We start from the raw sequence: 15,569 nt of genomic DNA on the forward strand, positions 1-15,569 counted from the left end.
GAACGAGCGCGCAAGAGCGGGAACCCGATCGCCCGGTGATCCACCCGTCTGCTATGCCGCCGGAAACCGCGAGCGCGGCGGCACCGGGAGGGAACCGGTACCGCCGCGAAAACCGGGCTCGGAACCCGTCACGCCGACACGGGCATCACGAGAACCACGTCGTCCGAAGGCTTTCCGGTCGGCGAGCCGCCCGCCTGCTCCACGCTGATCGCGAACTGGTCCGCACCGGCCAGCCCGTCGGCCACCACGAGCGACCCCGCGGGTCCGCCGGGCAGCAGCCCGGCCGGGCGCGGCGCGAGGTCCGGCCCCATCAGCCAGGCCTGGTACACGTGGCCCTCCGGGTACGGCGGCAGCCCCGACTCCATGAACATCAGGCGGTCGAGCTGCTTCGACACCACCACCGTGCCGCCGCCCCCGCCGGGCGCGGTGCCGTGGATGGCGCGCGCGTCGGGCGCGGCCAGGATCTCGCCCACGGGCTGGTAGCGCACGCGGGCCTGGTCGAGCTGCGACTGCGCGGCGTCGAGCCGGCCCTGAGTGGTCGCCGCGAGCCCGCCGAACACGCCGGCGAGCGCGAGGCCCACCACCGCGGCAGCTGTGGCCACGATGAGCGGCCAACGGCGGCGCCCGCGCGAGCGTTCGCCCGGCTCGGGTCCGGTCAACGGCGGCAGCTGCCGCGTGGAGCGCATCTGCGCGAGCACGCTCTGCTTCAGCGACTCCGGCGGGTCTTCGGCCATCGCCGCGCCGAGCCGGCCCGCGGTGGCGCGCAGCTCGCGCACCTCCTGCGCGCAGGCCTCGCACTGCTCCAGGTGCCGGCGGAACTGGGCCCGCTCGGTCTCCGACAGGGCGTCGAGCGCGTAGGCACCCGTCAACGTGTGCATTTCCGGCGAGTTCACGCGGTCACCCCCAGGCAGTCGCGCAGCCGGATCAGCCCGTCGCGCACCCTCGTCTTGATCGTGCCCTGTGGAGTCGCCAGCACGTCGGCGACCTCCCGGTAGGTGTAGCCCTGGTAGTAGGCCAGCAGCACCGATTCGCGCTGCAGCTCCGTGAGCGACTTCAGGCATCGGCGCACTTGCGAGCGCTCCAGCCGCGCGGTCACCGACTCGGCCACCTCGTCGAACGGCCTCCCCCGCGCGGCCTCGAACGTCGCCTTGCGCTCACGTTCGGTGCCGGCCCGTGCCGAGCGCACGCGGTCCACCGCGCGGCGGTGGGCCAGCGTCATCGCCCAGTTGAGCGCGCTGCCCTTCTCGGGCGAGTAGCGCGTGGCGGTCTTCCACAGCTCCACGAGCACCTCCTGCGCCACCTCCTCCGACTGCGCCGAGTCGCGCACGATCCGCCGCACCAGGCCGTAGACGGGGCCCGCGAGCTGGTCGTAGAGCAGTTCGAACGCGCGCTCGTCACCCTTGGCGACCTCGGCCATGAGGTCCTCGGCGGTGGGCGCCGCGTGCTCGTCGCCCACCGGGACGGCCGCGACCGGGCGCGGGCGGGCGGTCTCATCCATGGAGCGCTCCTGACGAGTTCTGCGGGGTCCGGGTGGCCACGGGGGCCTTGCGCAGCCACAACGCGACACCGTGGCGGCGGATCAGCGCCGCCACGCGCTGCGGCTGCAGGGGCCGGCCGAGCACGAGCCGCGCGAACGACCGCGCGCCCGCCGGCCTGCGGACCCCTCGCAGCGTAGCGACCAGCGGCGTGCCGGCGCCGCCGTCGTTCTTTCCCGGCGCGTGGTGCAGGGAAACGGTGAGGTCGAGCAGCGCGTCCGGGCGCGGCAGCCGCATCCGGTACTCCCCCGCCAGCTCTTGGAACGGCGACACGTAGAACTCCTTCTCCACCCGTGACCGCCCCGCCGCGTCGGGCCGCAGCAGGTAGGCGTGCCGCCCGCCGTAGGTGTTGTGCACCTCGGCGACCACGCACTCCAGCGCACCGTCGGGCGTGTGGCACCAGTAGACGGTGATCGGGTTGAACACGTACCCCAGCACCCGCGCCGAGGCGAGCATCGTCACCGGCCCGCCGCGCAGGTCCACTCCGCGGTGCGCGAGCCAGCGGTCCAGTTTGGACCGGATGGTGCCCGCGTCGCCCGGCTCGAAGTGGTCGCGGCCGTCGAAGCCCGCGAACGGCCGCAGCCACCTCGGCAGCAGCGGTGGCGCCGGTTCGGCGGGCAGGTCGGTGAGCCACAGGTACAGCCGGTGCGCGAACGCGTGCGGCGGGTCGATCCGGCGCACGTGCCCGACCGTGGCGTCGTACAGCGCGGCGCTCACCAGCTCACCCCGAAGCTCTCGGCCGCGCGCACGCCCGACGAGCAGCCGTCCTCGTGGAAGCCCCAGCCGTGGTACGCCCCGGCGTAGGCGACCACACCGTCGTTCAGGGTGGCGAGTTTGCGTTGCGCGGCAACGGATTCCGCTGTGTACACCGGGTGCTCGTAGGACATCTTCGCCACGACCGAACCGGTGTCGGGCTCGTCGCGCGGGTTGAGCGTGACGACGTAGCCGGTGGGCTCGTCGAGCCGCATCAGGCGGTTCATGTCGTAGCTCACCTGCACGGCGTCCCCGCCCGCACCGCACCCGGGCGTGCGGTAGTTCCAGCCCGAGCGCGCGGCCGCGGCGACCGGCAGCACGTTCGTGTCGGTGTGCAGCCAGGCGTCGTTGCGGGAGTAGCGGAACGCGCCGAGCACCTCGCGTTCGGCGGTCGTCGGGGCGGCCAGCAGCCCCAGCGCCTGGTCGGCGTGAGTGGCCACCACCACGCGGTCGACGCGGTGCGGGGTGTCGGCGTCGTCGCGGATCTCGATGCCGCGCGAGGTCCGGGCGACCGAGCGCACCGGCGTGGACAGGTGCACCGCGGTGAGCTGCTTCGCCGCGCGCTCCACGTATTCGCGCGAGCCGCCTTCCACCGTGCGCCACCTCGGCGAGTTCTTCACCGTGAGCATGCCGTGGTTGTTCAGGAACTCGAACAGGTAGCGCGCCGGATACCTCAGCGTGTCGGTGCGGTCGGCCGACCACACCGTGGACACGAGCGGCAGCACGAAGTGGTCCACGAAGTAGCGCGAGTAGCCGCCGATGGCGAGGAACGCGCCGAGCCCGACGTCACCGGCGTCCTCGCGCCCGAGCAGCCGCGCCGCGTGCCGGTGGAAACGCTTGACCTCGGCGAGCATGCGCAGGTAGCGGGGGTTCGTGGCGTTGCGGCGCTGCGCGAAGAGACCCTGCACGCCTTTCGCGCCGGCGTACTCGAGGCCGCAGCCGTCGCAGCGGATGCTCATGGACATCTCGGTCTCGCGCGTGCGCACGCCGAGCTCGCCGAACAGGCGCAGCAGCGTCGGGTACGTGCGTTCGTTGTGGACGATGAAGCCGGAGTCCACCCCGATCGTGCCGCCGTGCGCGCTGGGCACGTCGTGGGTGTGGGCGTGCCCGCCGAGCCGCGGGTCGGCTTCGAACAGCAGCACCTCGTGGCGGCGCTGCAGCAGGTAGGCGGCGGTGAGGCCGGCGACGCCGCTGCCGATGACGGCGATGCGGTCCGGGCGTGAGAGGTGTCCCGTGGTCTGGTGCACGACGGTGATTCGGGACCGGTGCCGACCCGGATTGGTCGGATCGGCCGGAAAATCCGGACCCATCCACGCGGGCGCGGGCTCCGAACCCCGGCTATGCCGAACAGCACCGCCGGCCGCCTGGCCGCCTTCGTCGAGCGCCTCCTCGGCGCGCCGTTGCCGATCGCCTTCCGCACCTGGGACGGCGAGCGCGTGGGTCCGGAGGGCCCGACTGTCGTCCTGAAGAACCGCCGTGCGCTGCGGCGGCTGCTCTACGCACCGGGCGAGCTGGGGCTGGCGCGCGCGTACGTGTCGGGTGACCTCGACGTGGAAGGAGACCTCGCCGACGGGTTCCGGCGGATCTGGGCGCTGACCCGTGCGGGCGAGCTGGGGAGGGTGCGGCTCGCCCCGCGGGACTGGGCCGGCGCGGCCGGGCTCGCCGCGCGCCTGGGCGTGCTGGGTCTGCCGCCGAAGCCGCCCGCGGAGGAGGCGAGGCTGACCGGCGTGCTGCACAGCCTGCGGCGCGACCGGTCGGCCATCGCCCACCACTACGACCTGTCCAACGCGTTCTACCAGCTGCTGCTCGACGATTCGATGGCCTACTCGTCGGGCTACTGGACCTCGGACGAACCCGGTTACGGCCTCGCCCAGGCCCAGCACGACAAGCTCGAGCTGATCTGCCGCAAGCTCGGTTTGCGCCCCGGCATGCGCCTGCTCGACGTCGGCTGCGGCTGGGGCTCGCTGCTGGTGCACGCGGCGAAGCACCACGGCGTGCACGCGGTCGGCGTCACGCTCTCGGCCCAGCAGGTGCAGCACGTGCGAGCGCGGCTGAAGCAGCACGACCTCGAAGACCGCGTCGAAGTACGGCAGCAGGACTACCGCGAGCTGGCCGACGCGCCGTTCGACGCCGTCGCGTCCGTGGAGATGGGCGAGCACGTCGGCGAGGCGAACTACCCGACCTACGCGAATACGCTGTTCCGCATGCTCACCCCGGCCGGCCGGCTCGTGCTGCAACAGATGTCGCGCGGACGCGCCGGCGACACCGCGCCCGGGGGCGGCGCGTTCATCGAGCGCTACATCGCGCCGGACATGACGATGCGGCCGCTGAGCGCCACGCTCGGGCACCTCGAGACGGCCGGGTTCGAGATCCGCGACGTGCACGCCCTGCGCGAGCACTACGTGGCCACCGTGCGCGAGTGGGCCGAGACGCTGGAGTTCCACTGGGCCGAGGCCGTGGCGCTGGTCGGCGAGGCCGAGGCGCGCGTGTGGCGGCTCTACCTCGTGGGCGGCGCGCTGGCGTTCGAGGAGAACCGCATGGGCGTGGACCAGATCCTGGCCGTGCGGCCGACCGAAGCCGGCGACTCCGGCTTCCCGGCCACACGGGAGTGGGCGTGATCGGCCTCGGCGCGCTGCTCGGGCTCACCGCCGGCGTGACCCTGGTCGCGGCCACCGCGACGTTCGGCATCGCGCGGCTGCGCGGCCGCTACGACACCGTGGACACGTTCTGGGGCCTCGGGTTCGCGCTCGTCGCCGTGGTCGCGTTCCCGTTCGGCAGCGGGCCGCTGCCGCTGCGGCTGGTCACGGCCGCGCTCACGGTGGTGTGGGGCGTGCGGCTCTCCGTCCACCTGCACGTGCGCAACCACGGCAAACCCGAGGACCCGCGCTACCAGCGGATGGTGGAGCGGGCCGGGGCCAACCCGGGCCTGCGGATGTACGGGCGGGTCTACCTCGTGCAGGCCGTGATCCTCTGGTTCGTGTCGCTGCCGGTGCAGTTCGCGATGTACGGCACCGGGCTCGGGGTGCTCGGCTGGCTCGGCGTCGCGGTGTGGGTGCTCGGCTTCACGTTCGAGACGGTCGGCGACGCGCAGCTGAGCCGCTTCCGCGCCGACCCGGACAGCCGCGGCAAGGTGCTCGACACCGGCTTGTGGCGCTACACCCGGCACCCGAACTACTTCGGCGACGCCTGCGTGTGGTGGGGCCTGTACCTGCTCGCGTGCTCGACGTGGCCCGGCGCGGCGACGATCCTCTCGCCGGTCGTGATGACGTTCACCCTCGCGCGCGGGACCGGGAAACCCATGTTGGAGAAGGGGATGGCCCAGACGCGCCCGGGCTACGCGACGTACGTGGAGCGCACGAGCGGCTTCGTGCCGCTGCCGCCGAAGAAGCTCACTCGCCGGTGAGGCCGTCGGTGAGCTCGCGTAGCAGGTCGAGGTGGCCGAGGTGGCGCGCGGTCTCCTCGATCAGGTGCGTGACGACCCAGCGCACGTTGAGGTCCTCGCGGTCCTTGTAGCGCACGGTGTCGGTGAACTCGCGCGCGGCCACGATCTCGCGGCTGAGCGCGACCTCGGCTTCGTAGCCGGCGATGAGCTGCTCGATCGGCGTGGTGAGCGCGACGCGGAACTCGGCGTCCGGGTCCTGAGCCAGGGCTTCGGCCCACTCGTCGGGCTGCCCGTCGAGCACGACCCGGAACCACCAGTTCTCCACGAGCGCGAGGTGGCCCAGCAGACCGCTGATGGTGGTCAGCTCGCTGGGCACGAGGCGGCGGCGGGCCTGCTCGTCGGTGAGCCCGCTGCACTTCCACACCACGCTCGCGCGCAGGTAGTCGAGGAACATCGTGAGCTGCGTGCGCTCGTCGGCGTCCATCGGCGGGTCGAGGCGTTCGGGTGGCGCGCTCTTCGCGGGCGGAGTCGTCATGAGGTGCAGCCTCCCGCATCCGGCAAACCTTTTTCGCCAGATAGGTTGCGCACAATCTCATTGCGCACTATGTTTGTGGACAGAAGATCTTTCGCGGTCCCCCACTCCGGGGGATCCAGCACCGAGGAGGCAGTTGTGCCCAGCCGTGACGCGACCACCCACTGGACCGGCGGATTGCAGAAGGGCAAGGGCGAGGTCACGCTCGACTCGTCCAACGCCGGCACCTACGACGTGTCGTTTCCCACCCGCGCGGGCAACCCCGACGGGCAGACCAGCCCCGAAGAGCTCATCGCCGCCGCGCACTCCTCGTGCCTCGCGATGAACCTCTCCGGCGTGCTCGAGGCCGAGAAGCTCGAGGCCGACTACATCGACGTCTCCGCCGAGGTCACCCTCGGCCCGGCGCAGGGCGGCGGCTTCGAGATCAGCGGCATCGCCATCACCCTGCGCGCCAAGCTCGACGGCGTCACCGCCGAGCAGTTCGCGCAGTACGCCGAGACCGCCGAGAAGACCTGCCCGGTCACCAAGGCCCTCGCCGGCACCACCATCACCATGGACGCGGCGCTGGCCTGACCGGTCGCGCGTGACCTGTGCCGTGGTGGGCCTCCCCTGACCGGAGGCCCACCACGGTCCGTGAAGGGCCTCGTCCCGGAATCCGATTCCGGGGAGGGGCCCTTCGTCGTCTACCGACACCGAGGCGACGAGCAGCCGAAGGTGTGGCCGGCACCACTGTCCACAATGGCCGGACCCGGCTCCGGGTGACCCGGACACCGCGGGCGGAAACCGGCGCCCCGCAAGCAGGTCCGGGTCGCGAAGATCACCCTGGGCAGCCGGTGACGCACTGTTAGGCTCGAAAGCGGTTGTTCCGGTTGTCGAGAACGAGGTACCTGTGACCCAGCCCGAAGCCGAAACCCCGGCTCCCGTCGCGCGAGACACCGTGCCGAAGCAGGCGCCGCCCGCGTGGCTCGTGGTGCTGCTCGCCGTGTCGTGCGGGCTCACGGTCGCGAACCTGTACTACGCGCAACCGTTGCTCAACGAACTGCGCACCACGTTCGGCGTGGGCGAGGCGGCGGCCGGCGGGGTGGTCACCGCCACGCAGATCGGTTACGCGGCGGGCATGCTGCTGATCGTGCCGCTCGGCGACCGCGTCGAGAACCGCAGCCTGGTGTCGCTGCTGCTGGCCATCGCGTGCGCCGGCCTGGTGGCGACCGGCCTGGCACCGCAGTTTTCGGTGCTGCTGATCGCGTCGCTCATCGCCGGTTCGACGTCGGTGGTCGTGCAGATCCTGATCCCGCTCACCGCCGACCTCTCGCCCGACGCCGTGCGCGGGCGCATCGTCGGGCGCGTGATGAGCGGGCTGCTGTTCGGCATCCTGCTCTCGCGCGTGGCCGCGAGCCTGCTGGCCGAGGTCACCACCTGGCGGGTCGTGTTCCTCATCTCGGCGGGACTGATGGCGATCCTCGCCGTGGCGCTGCGGTTCAGCCTGCCGCGCCGCGCGCCGAAGACGTCCGTCCACTATGGAGAGCTGCTGCGCTCCACGCTGCGGCTGGCCCGCGACCACCCGGCCCTGCGCCGCCGCGCGCTGTACCAGGCCGCGCTCTACTCGGTGTTCAGCGCCTTCTGGACCACGATCGCGTTCGTGCTCACCTCGGCGCCGTTCCACTACTCGCAGCTCGGGGTGGGCCTGTTCGCCCTCGTCGGCGCGGCCGGCGCCGCGATCGCCCCGCTCGCCGGGCGCTGGGCCGACCACGGCCACGGCCGCATCGCCACCGGCGCGTCCTTCCTGCTGTGCGCGGCGGCCTTCGCGGTCGGCGGTTTCGGCGCCCACAGCGTGATCGCGCTGGCGGTGGCGGCCATCGCGCTCGACATGGCCGTGCAGACCACGATGGTGTCGGGCCAGCACGTGATCTACCAGCTCGACCCGAACGCCCGCGCCCGCGTGAACAGCATCTACCTGGCCACGTTCTTCGTGGGCGGGGCGATCGGGTCGGAGGTCGGCTCGGTGCTCTACCACGCGGGCGGCTGGACGGCGGTGTCGATCCTCGGCGCCGTGATCCCCCTGATCGCGCTGGCGTGGTGGACGACCGAGCGCCGCTCAGTCGATTCGTGACGGGCTGACACCTGACGGGCGGATAACTGACGGGCCGACGGCCGCGGGCCACACCCGCGCGGCCCACTCGGAGTAGGTCACGCCGCGGTGGCCCAGCAGCTGCTCGACCACCCCGGTCGGCACCTGCGGCCGCGCCACCACGGCGGCGAACCCGTCGAGCAACCAGTCCGCGATCTCGCCCGGGATCCCCAGCTCGACCCACTCCGCGTGCTGCTGCTCGCGCGTCAGCTCCACGAACGGCACCGCACGACCCAGCGCCACCGCGACCTTCGCTGCCATCTCCCGCAACGAAAGCGCCTCCGGTCCACTGAGGACATACGTGCGCCCGTCGTGCCCTTCGGTGGTGAGCACGTGCGCGGCGACGGCCGCGATGTCACTCAGGTCGATCGGCGTCTGCGTGGCCTCCGGGTAGGCCGTGCGGATTTCCCCGTGCGTGCGCAGCGGTTCGGCCCAGCCGAGCGAGTTCGCCATGAACACCCCGGGCCGCAGGAACGTGCGGGTGAACCCCGCGGCCGTGACCGCCGCTTCCACCGCCGCGAACTCCGGCCCGCTGGAGCCGTCGGTCTCGTCCCCGACACTGCTGCCCGACAGCGCGACCACCCGCCGCACACCGGCCTCGGCCGCGAGCTCGCAGAACCGCGTGACCGTGCGGGCCATCGGCGCGAGGTACACGTCCTCGACCCCGGCGAGCGCCGCCGGCAGCGTCGAAGGCCGCGCGAGCGACCCCACCACCACCTCGACGCCACTCGGCAGATCCGCCAATGCGGGATCCTTCGTGAGCGCGCGCACCGCCGCGCCGCGTGCCAGGAGTTCGTCGACCACGAGCCGCCCGACGTTGCCGGTCGCCCCGGTCACCAGAATCGGCATGCTCCCCCACCTTCCCTCGTATGCCGTACGGAATTAAACAGCGTACAGCATACGAAGAAGAAGTGGCCAGCGGAAATCGCGAGGTCAGGACGTGATGGTCGGCAGCTCCGGTGCCGAGACGTCGTAGACCTTGCCCTTCTGCGTGAGCAGCGCGGCGAGCACCTTCGCCTTGCGGTCGGTCTTGCCGGCGTCGCCCCAGCGCACGGTCTTGCCGTCGGTGAGCGTGAACTGCACGCTGGCCGGCGTCTGGGCCGTCGCGGTGGTCACCTGCTTGAGCAGCGCCTGCGGGATCACGCCGAGCACCGCGGTCACCGCGCGGGTCACCGGATCGTCGGCCGACACCTTCGGCAGCTTCAGCTCGGGCAGCCCGGCCGGGCGCGCCTTCACGGTCTTGAACACGACCCCGCCGCCGTCGACGAGGTGCACGCCGTCACCGCCCGGGCCGCTGTCGAAGAACGCGATCGCCGTGCGCTCGGTCACCGCGATCTCGATGGTGCTGGGCCACGAGCGCGACACGTCGACCGTCGCGATCCCCGGCATCTGCGCCACGCGGTCACGGATCCCGTCGACGTCGACGAGCAGCATCGGTTTGTCGACCGGCACGGCGGCGACGCCGCGGATCTGCTCGGCCGACACCGTTTTCGCGCCCTGCACCGCCACGTCCTTCGCCCCGAGCAGCGAGCTGAAGAACAGCAGGTACCCCAGGCCCACGAGCGTGGCCACGATCAGCAGCGCGACCCAGCGACGCCGGATCTCCTTCTTCCGCGTGGGACGCGCCCGCAGGCTCTCGGCGCGGACCGCCCGGCCCGAGCGCGGTGCCGAACGGGTCGAGCGCGTGCGGCGGCGTTCCTCCTCCGAACGCCGCCCCCGCCTCGCCCTGGCCAGGGCAGCGCGATCCCGCTCGTCCGCTTCGGACGAGGGCGGGTTGCGGCGCTCCCTGGTCGAGGTCATGCGCCCGCGGTCCTGCGGTCCAGCTCGGCCAGGATCTCCGGGCCCAGCTGCGTCACGTCGCCGGCGCCCATGGTCACCACGAGGTCACCCGGCTTCACCAGGTCGGCCACGAGCTTCGCCGCGAGATCGAACGCGGGCTGGTAGTGCACCGGGCTCGTCACGCGGTCGGCGATCACCGCACCCGTGACACCCGGCACCGGCTCTTCGCGCGCGCCGTACACGTCGAGCACCACGACCTCGTCGGCCAGCGACAAGGCCTCGGCGAACTCGACGGCGAACGTCTGCGTGCGCGAGTACAGGTGCGGCTGGAACACCACCAGCACCCGGCCGAGCCCGGCCGCCGTGCGCACGGCCTTCAGCTGCGCCGACACCTCCGTGGGGTGGTGGGCGTAGTCGTCGTACACCCGCACGTCGCCGGAGCGGCCCTTGAACTCGAACCGCCGGCGCACCCCGCCGAACGCGGCGAGCCCTTCGGCCAGCCCGCTCACCGGCGCGCCCAGCTCGAGGCCGGCGAGCAGCGCGGCGGTGGCGTTGAGTGCCATGTGCTCACCGGGCACGGCCACCCGCAGGTCGAGCTCCTCACCGTCGAGCAGCAGCCGCACCTGACCGCCGTCCGGGGCGGGCTTGTAGTCCAGCACGCGCGCGTCGGCCGGGTCGGTGACCGAGCGGCCGTAGCGGCGCACCCGCACGCCCTCGGCGGCGGCCTGGTCGCCCAGCGCCGCGGCACCCGGGTCGTCGGCGCACACCACGAGCAGGCCACCGGGCTGCAGCCGCCCGACGAACTCGGTGAACACCTTCACGTACGCCTCGGCGGTGCCGTGGTGGTCGAGGTGGTCCGGCTCGACGTTGGTGACCACGGCGACCGACGGCGAGTACGTGAGGAACGAGCCGTCGCTCTCGTCGGCTTCCGCCACGAACACGCCGCCCTCGCCGTGGTGCGCGTTGGCGCCCGACTCGTTGAGGTCGCCGCCGATCGCGAACGACGGGTCGAGCCGGCAGTGCTGCAGCGCCACCGTGAGCATCGACGTGGTCGAGGTCTTGCCGTGCGTGCCGGCGATGCAGGCCACGCGGTGGCCTTCCATCAGCCCCGCGAGCGCCTGCGCGCGGTGCAGCACGGGGATGTTGCGCGCACGAGCGGCGGCCAGCTCCGGGTTGGACTCCTTGATCGCGGTGGACACCACCACGGCCGAGGGCGCCTCGGCGAGCTCGTCGAGGTTCTCCGCGCGCTGGCCCACGAACAGCTCGGCACCCTGGGCGCGCAGCGACAGCAGCGCGCGCGACTCCTTGGCGTCCGAACCGGACACGGCGACCCCGCGGGCGAGCAGGATCCGCGCGATGCCGGACATGCCGGCCCCGCCGATGCCGATCAGGTGCGCGCGGCGCAGTTCTTCGGGCAGCTCAGGCACCTGCGGCCTCCAGCACGATCTTGGCGAGCGTCTCGTCGGCCTCGCGGTGCCCCATGCCCACGGCGGCCTCGCTCATCTTCGTCACGCGCTCGGGGTCGGTGATCAGCGGCACGACCAGCTCGGCGACCTTGGCCGGCGTCAGCTCGGCGTCGGGCACCAGGAAGGCCGCACCGGCGTCGACGGCCGGGCGGGCGTTCGTGGCCTGCTCGCCGTTGCCGTGCGGCAGCGGCACGAACACCGCCGGCAGCCCGACGGCCGACACCTCGGCCGCGGTCATCGCGCCCGAGCGGCACAGCACCACGTCCGCCGCGGCGTACGCGAGATCCATGCGCTCCAGGTAGGGCACCGGCACGTACGCCGGCTTGCCCGGGAACTCCTGCACCACCAGCGTGTTCTTCGGGCCGTGGGCGTGCAGCACGCCGACGCCGGCCTCGGCCAGCTCCTTCGCGGCCCCGGACACGGCGCTGTTGATCGACTGCGCGCCCTGCGAGCCGCCGAACACCAGCAGCGTCGGGGCGTCGGGGTCGAGGTCGAAGAACTTGCGGGCCTCGGCGCGCAGCGCGGCGCGGTCGAGCGACGTGATCGAGCGGCGCAGCGGGATCCCCACGACCTCCGCCTTCGGCAACGGCGTGCCGGGCACGGCCACCGCCACGCGCGCGGCGAACCGGGCGCCCACCTTGTTGGCCAGGCCGGGCGACTGGTTGGCCTCGTGCACCACGATCGGCGTGCGGCCGCGGGCGGCGAGGTAGGCCGGCAGTGCGACGTAGCCGCCGAAGCCCACCACCACGTCGGCACCGACGCGGGCCAGCACCTCACGGGTCTGGCGCACGGAGTCGCGCACCTTCAGCGGCAGGCGCAGCAGCTCCGGGGTCGGCTTGCGGGGCAGCGGCACCGGCGGGATGAGCTCGAGCGGGTAGCCGCGGGCGGGGACCAGCTTGTTCTCCAGGCCGCGCTCCGTGCCCAGCGCGATCACCTTCGCGTCGGGACGCAGCCGCATCACGGCGTCGGCCAGGGCGAGAGCGGGTTCGATGTGTCCTGCGGTGCCACCACCGGCGACGACCACCACGGGCACCTTGCCCGAGGGGGACCGCTCGGCTCCCTTGACGGGGTTACTCACCAATGACCTCTCCGGTTCGCGGTGCCCCTGGCACCGCGGTTCGCTGTTGTCCGCGCCGCGTTCGTCCGTGCGGCAGTGCCGCGCCGAGCCGGCTGCCGAGCCGACCTGCGCCGCTCCTGTGCCGGTGCGGGCCGGGCCGTGCGGGGCGCCGGCCGGGCCGCCTTGGCCCCCGAACCGGTCCCCCGCCCGGCCTGTCCCTTGCGGGTGGTCGTGGGCGGGCGGTACGGGTCGGGTGCGGGCAACCGCAGCAGGCGTCCGAATTTACCCGGACCCTGAGAACGCAGTGCGGCCACCGCCTCCGGTTCGTGCCGGGCGGCGTTGGCGAGCACTCCCATGATGAGCATCGTGATGAGCAGCGAGGTGCCGCCGTAGGAGATCAACGGCAGCGTGACCCCGGTGACCGGCAGCAGGCCGACCACGTAACCGATGTTGATGGCGGCCTGCGCGACCAGGAACATCGTGAGCGTGCCCGCGACGATCCGGATCCACGGGTCGATGTTCCGCGTCGCGATCCGCAGGCCGACCACGGCCACCAGCGCGAACAGGGCCAGCACCACGGCGCAGCCCACGAAGCCGAGCTCCTCGCCCACGAGGGCGAAGATGAAGTCGTTCTGCACGTTGGGCAGGTAGCCCCAGTTGGACGCGCCCTGGCCGAGGCCCTTGCCGAACAGGCCGCCGTCGGCGAGCGCGAGCTTCGCCTGGTTGGCCTGGTACCCGGCGGAGCTGAGGTCGGTGTCCGGCGAGAGGAACGACAGCACGCGGGTGAGCCGGTACGGCGCGATGATGGCCAGCACCAGGACGCCGGCGAGACCGCCCGCCAGGATCACCCCGAACAGCCGCTTCGGCGCGCCGGCGAACCACAGCAGCGCCAGCAGCACCACCGACAGCGTGATCGTGCCGCCCAGGTCGGGCTGCAGCATGACCAGCGCGAACATCACGAGCGCGACCGGGACCACCGGCACGAGCAGGTGGCGCCACTGGTGGATCACGTTGTACTTGATCACCAGGATGTGCGCGCCCCAGAACGCCAGCGCGACCTTCGCGGCCTCCACCGGCTGGAACGTGAACACGCCGAGCTTGAACCAGCCCTGCGAGCCGTTCACGGTCGAGCCGAGCGGGGTGAGCACCAGCATCAGCAGGCCGAGGCAGACCACGACCATGGTCGCCGACATGCGCCGCACGCGCTCGAGCTTGATCCGCAGGCCGACCCAGAACACCACCGAGCCGATCGCGACGAAGAGCACCTGCCGGTAGAACAGCGAGTACACGCTGCTGCCGGTGCTCGGGTCGTAGGACGCGACGGACGAGGCCGACAGCACCATCACGACGCCGATCACGGTGAGCACGCCGGTCAGCGCCAGCACCAGGTGGAACGACGCCAGCGGCCGCGAGAGCCACGCCGTGAGCGCGGTGCGGAAAGCCACGAACGGGCTTACCTTGCGCTCCCGCCGGTTCCGCTGCGGCCGTTCGGGCCGATCCTGGGTCTGCTTCTCGTCAACTGCCGTCATTCGCCGCCCCCGCCGCACCGCCCGCCAGGACCCGCACCGCCGCGATGAACGCGTCGCCGCGTTCGCCGTAGTTGCGGAACATGTCCAACGAGGCGGCGGCGGGCGCGAGCAGCACCACGTCACCAGGTCGAGCCATCGCGCTGGCCGCATCCACCGCCGCAGTCATGGGTTCATCGTCACCCGGACGGAGGCTGTTCACCGGGACATCCGGCGCGTGTCGCGCAACCGCGGCTGCGATCACGGGTGAATCCACGCCGAGTAGCACAACTCCGCGCAGCCGGCCACTGATCGAGGCCACGAGTTCGTCCACGGAAGCGCCCTTGAGCTGGCCGCCGGCGATCCACACGATGCTCTCGTGGGCGCGCAGCGAACCGCCCGCGGCGTGCGGGTTGGTGGCCTTCGAGTCGTTCACGTAGCGCACGCCGCCGAGCTCGGCGACCTCCTGCGCGCGGTGCGGCGCCGGCTGGTACTCCCGCAGCCCGCGCACCACGGCCTCGGTGCCCACGCCGTGGGCCCGCGCGAGCGCCGCGGCGGCGAGGGCGTTGGCGACGTTGTGCGGCCCGGCCGGGCGGACGTCGGCCAGCGTCGCCAGCTCTTCCGCGCTCGTGGCGGGGTCGGCCACGAACGCGCGGTCCACCAGCAGGTCCTCGACCACACCGAGCTCACCGACGGACGGCGTGTCCAGGCGGAACCCGACCCGGCGCGCGCTCGCGGGCGCGTGCTCTTCGGCCAGCCGCGTGGACCACTCGTCCTGCGCGTTGTGCACGACCACGCGCGAGCGGTCGTGGGCCCGGCCCTTCGCGGCGCCGTACTCCTCCATGGAGCCGTGCCAGTCGATGTGGTCCTCGGCGAGGTTGAGCACCACCGACGCGTCGGGCGCGAGGGTGGAGGACCAGTGCAGCTGGAAGCTGGAGAGCTCCACGGCGAGCACGGCGTGGCCGGCCCGCACGGCGTCGAGCACCGCGTACCCGACGTTCCCGCAGGCCACGGCGTCGACCCCGCCCGCGCGCAGCATCGACTCGAGCATGCCGACCGTGGTGGTCTTGCCGTTCGTGCCGGTGATGACCAGCCACGACGGCGGGTGCTCGCGCAGCTGCCCGAGCCGCCAGGCCAGCTCGACGTCGCCGATCACCTCGATACCGGCGGCCGCCGCGGCGACCAGCAGCGGCGAGGTGGGCCGCCAGCCCGGGCTGGTGACCACGAGCGCCGTGCCCGGCGGCGGTTCGCTGAGGCCCGGCACCAGCTCGGCGCCGAGGCCGGCCAGCTCTTCGAGCCGTTCGGCGTTGCCGTCGGTCACCGTCACGTGGGCGCCGAGCTCGCGCAGCACCGGTACCACCGATTTCCCGGTGACCCCGGCGCCCGCCACGAGCACGGTCTTGCCGTCGAGCAGCAGTTCCTTGCCGGTCAA

At 72.7% G+C, this 15,569-nt stretch carries 15 protein-coding genes; 4 read left to right on the forward strand and 11 right to left on the reverse strand.

Translation table 11 applies throughout. The features are described from left to right. Window positions 1–128: 128 nt before the first annotated feature. The 4 genes from VSH64_RS20085 to VSH64_RS20100 are packed head-to-tail and all read right to left on the reverse strand — an operon-like array spanning window position 129 to window position 3,535. The gene (locus VSH64_RS20085; protein WP_326837169.1) at window positions 129–893 is read right to left on the reverse strand and encodes an anti-sigma factor; all 765 of its coding nucleotides are present in this window, start codon (window positions 891–893) and stop codon (window positions 129–131) included. Then, complete coding sequence (sigK, locus tag VSH64_RS20090; protein ID WP_326837170.1) at window positions 890–1,498, reverse strand: ECF RNA polymerase sigma factor SigK; 609 nt, start codon at window positions 1,496–1,498, stop codon at window positions 890–892. Before sigK ends, VSH64_RS20085 begins: the two co-directional genes overlap by 4 nt. Further along, window positions 1,491–2,255, reverse strand: coding sequence for a DUF1365 domain-containing protein (locus VSH64_RS20095; protein ID WP_326837982.1), 765 nt, complete (start codon window positions 2,253–2,255; stop codon window positions 1,491–1,493). Before VSH64_RS20095 ends, sigK begins: the two co-directional genes overlap by 8 nt. Then, window positions 2,249–3,535, reverse strand: a complete 1,287-nt coding sequence (locus tag VSH64_RS20100) for an NAD(P)/FAD-dependent oxidoreductase (RefSeq protein ID WP_326837171.1) — start codon at window positions 3,533–3,535, stop codon at window positions 2,249–2,251. The genes VSH64_RS20095 and VSH64_RS20100 overlap by 7 nt, the downstream gene beginning before the upstream one ends. Window positions 3,536–3,628: 93 nt before the next feature. On the opposite strand from VSH64_RS20100, the gene VSH64_RS20105 reads away from it, so the two are divergent. Together VSH64_RS20105 and VSH64_RS20110 are read left to right on the forward strand one after the other, a co-directional pair. Then, window positions 3,629–4,906, forward strand: a complete 1,278-nt coding sequence (locus tag VSH64_RS20105; RefSeq protein ID WP_326837172.1) for a cyclopropane-fatty-acyl-phospholipid synthase family protein — start codon at window positions 3,629–3,631, stop codon at window positions 4,904–4,906. Continuing rightward, window positions 4,906–5,691, forward strand: coding sequence for a DUF1295 domain-containing protein (locus VSH64_RS20110; RefSeq protein WP_326837983.1), 786 nt, complete (start codon window positions 4,906–4,908; stop codon window positions 5,689–5,691). The genes VSH64_RS20105 and VSH64_RS20110 overlap by 1 nt, the downstream gene beginning before the upstream one ends. Here the strand turns inward: VSH64_RS20110 and VSH64_RS20115 are convergent. Beyond that, the gene (locus tag VSH64_RS20115) at window positions 5,678–6,205 is read right to left on the reverse strand and encodes a DinB family protein (RefSeq protein WP_326837173.1); all 528 of its coding nucleotides are present in this window, start codon (window positions 6,203–6,205) and stop codon (window positions 5,678–5,680) included. The two genes, VSH64_RS20110 and VSH64_RS20115, sit on opposite strands and share 14 nt — an antisense overlap. 135 nt (window positions 6,206–6,340) lie before the next feature. On the opposite strand from VSH64_RS20115, the gene VSH64_RS20120 reads away from it, so the two are divergent. Together VSH64_RS20120 and VSH64_RS20125 are read left to right on the forward strand one after the other, a co-directional pair. After that, the gene (locus tag VSH64_RS20120) at window positions 6,341–6,775 is read left to right on the forward strand and encodes an OsmC family peroxiredoxin (protein ID WP_326837174.1); all 435 of its coding nucleotides are present in this window, start codon (window positions 6,341–6,343) and stop codon (window positions 6,773–6,775) included. Between the two features lie 316 nt (window positions 6,776–7,091). Then, window positions 7,092–8,312: an MFS transporter gene (locus tag VSH64_RS20125; protein ID WP_326837175.1), complete on the forward strand. Its 1,221-nt coding sequence runs from the start codon at window positions 7,092–7,094 to the stop codon at window positions 8,310–8,312. On the opposite strand, the gene VSH64_RS20130 is transcribed toward VSH64_RS20125, so the two are convergent. The 6 genes from VSH64_RS20130 to murD all read right to left on the reverse strand — a co-directional run bounded on the left by VSH64_RS20130 (window position 8,298) and on the right by murD (window position 15,569). Continuing rightward, entirely contained in the window at window positions 8,298–9,179 is an 882-nt protein-coding gene (locus VSH64_RS20130; RefSeq protein WP_326837177.1) for an NAD(P)H-binding protein, read from the reverse strand. The genes VSH64_RS20125 and VSH64_RS20130 overlap by 15 nt on opposite strands. Window positions 9,180–9,263: 84 nt before the next feature. Then, entirely contained in the window at window positions 9,264–10,130 is an 867-nt protein-coding gene (locus VSH64_RS20135) for a cell division protein FtsQ/DivIB (protein WP_326837178.1), read from the reverse strand. Beyond that, entirely contained in the window at window positions 10,127–11,536 is a 1,410-nt protein-coding gene (gene murC / locus VSH64_RS20140) for a UDP-N-acetylmuramate--L-alanine ligase (protein ID WP_326837179.1), read from the reverse strand. Before murC ends, VSH64_RS20135 begins: the two co-directional genes overlap by 4 nt. Continuing rightward, window positions 11,529–12,653, reverse strand: a complete 1,125-nt coding sequence (gene murG, locus VSH64_RS20145) for an undecaprenyldiphospho-muramoylpentapeptide beta-N-acetylglucosaminyltransferase (protein ID WP_326837180.1) — start codon at window positions 12,651–12,653, stop codon at window positions 11,529–11,531. The genes murC and murG overlap by 8 nt, the downstream gene beginning before the upstream one ends. Then, a complete protein-coding gene (gene ftsW / locus VSH64_RS20150) occupies window positions 12,650–14,161 on the reverse strand; it encodes a putative lipid II flippase FtsW (protein ID WP_326837181.1) in 1,512 nt (503 codons plus the stop codon). The genes murG and ftsW overlap by 4 nt, the downstream gene beginning before the upstream one ends. Then, window positions 14,148–15,569, reverse strand: a complete 1,422-nt coding sequence (gene murD / locus VSH64_RS20155) for a UDP-N-acetylmuramoyl-L-alanine--D-glutamate ligase (RefSeq protein WP_456062097.1) — start codon at window positions 15,567–15,569, stop codon at window positions 14,148–14,150. The genes ftsW and murD overlap by 14 nt, the downstream gene beginning before the upstream one ends.

The sequence above is a fragment of the Amycolatopsis rhabdoformis genome (assembly GCF_035918295.1).
In the GTDB taxonomy this organism is placed as follows: domain Bacteria; phylum Actinomycetota; class Actinomycetes; order Mycobacteriales; family Pseudonocardiaceae; genus Amycolatopsis; species Amycolatopsis rhabdoformis.

Coding starts and splice junctions, on each gene's coding strand:
- sigK (WP_326837170.1), bottom strand. CDS start 1,498: ATGGATGAGACCGCCCGCCCGCGCCCGGTCGCGGCCGTCCCGGTGGGC.
- VSH64_RS20105 (WP_326837172.1), top strand. CDS start 3,629: ATGCCGAACAGCACCGCCGGCCGCCTGGCCGCCTTCGTCGAGCGCCTC.
- VSH64_RS20115 (WP_326837173.1), bottom strand. CDS start 6,205: ATGACGACTCCGCCCGCGAAGAGCGCGCCACCCGAACGCCTCGACCCG.
- VSH64_RS20130 (WP_326837177.1), bottom strand. CDS start 9,179: ATGCCGATTCTGGTGACCGGGGCGACCGGCAACGTCGGGCGGCTCGTG.
- VSH64_RS20135 (WP_326837178.1), bottom strand. CDS start 10,130: ATGACCTCGACCAGGGAGCGCCGCAACCCGCCCTCGTCCGAAGCGGAC.
- ftsW (WP_326837181.1), bottom strand. CDS start 14,161: ATGACGGCAGTTGACGAGAAGCAGACCCAGGATCGGCCCGAACGGCCG.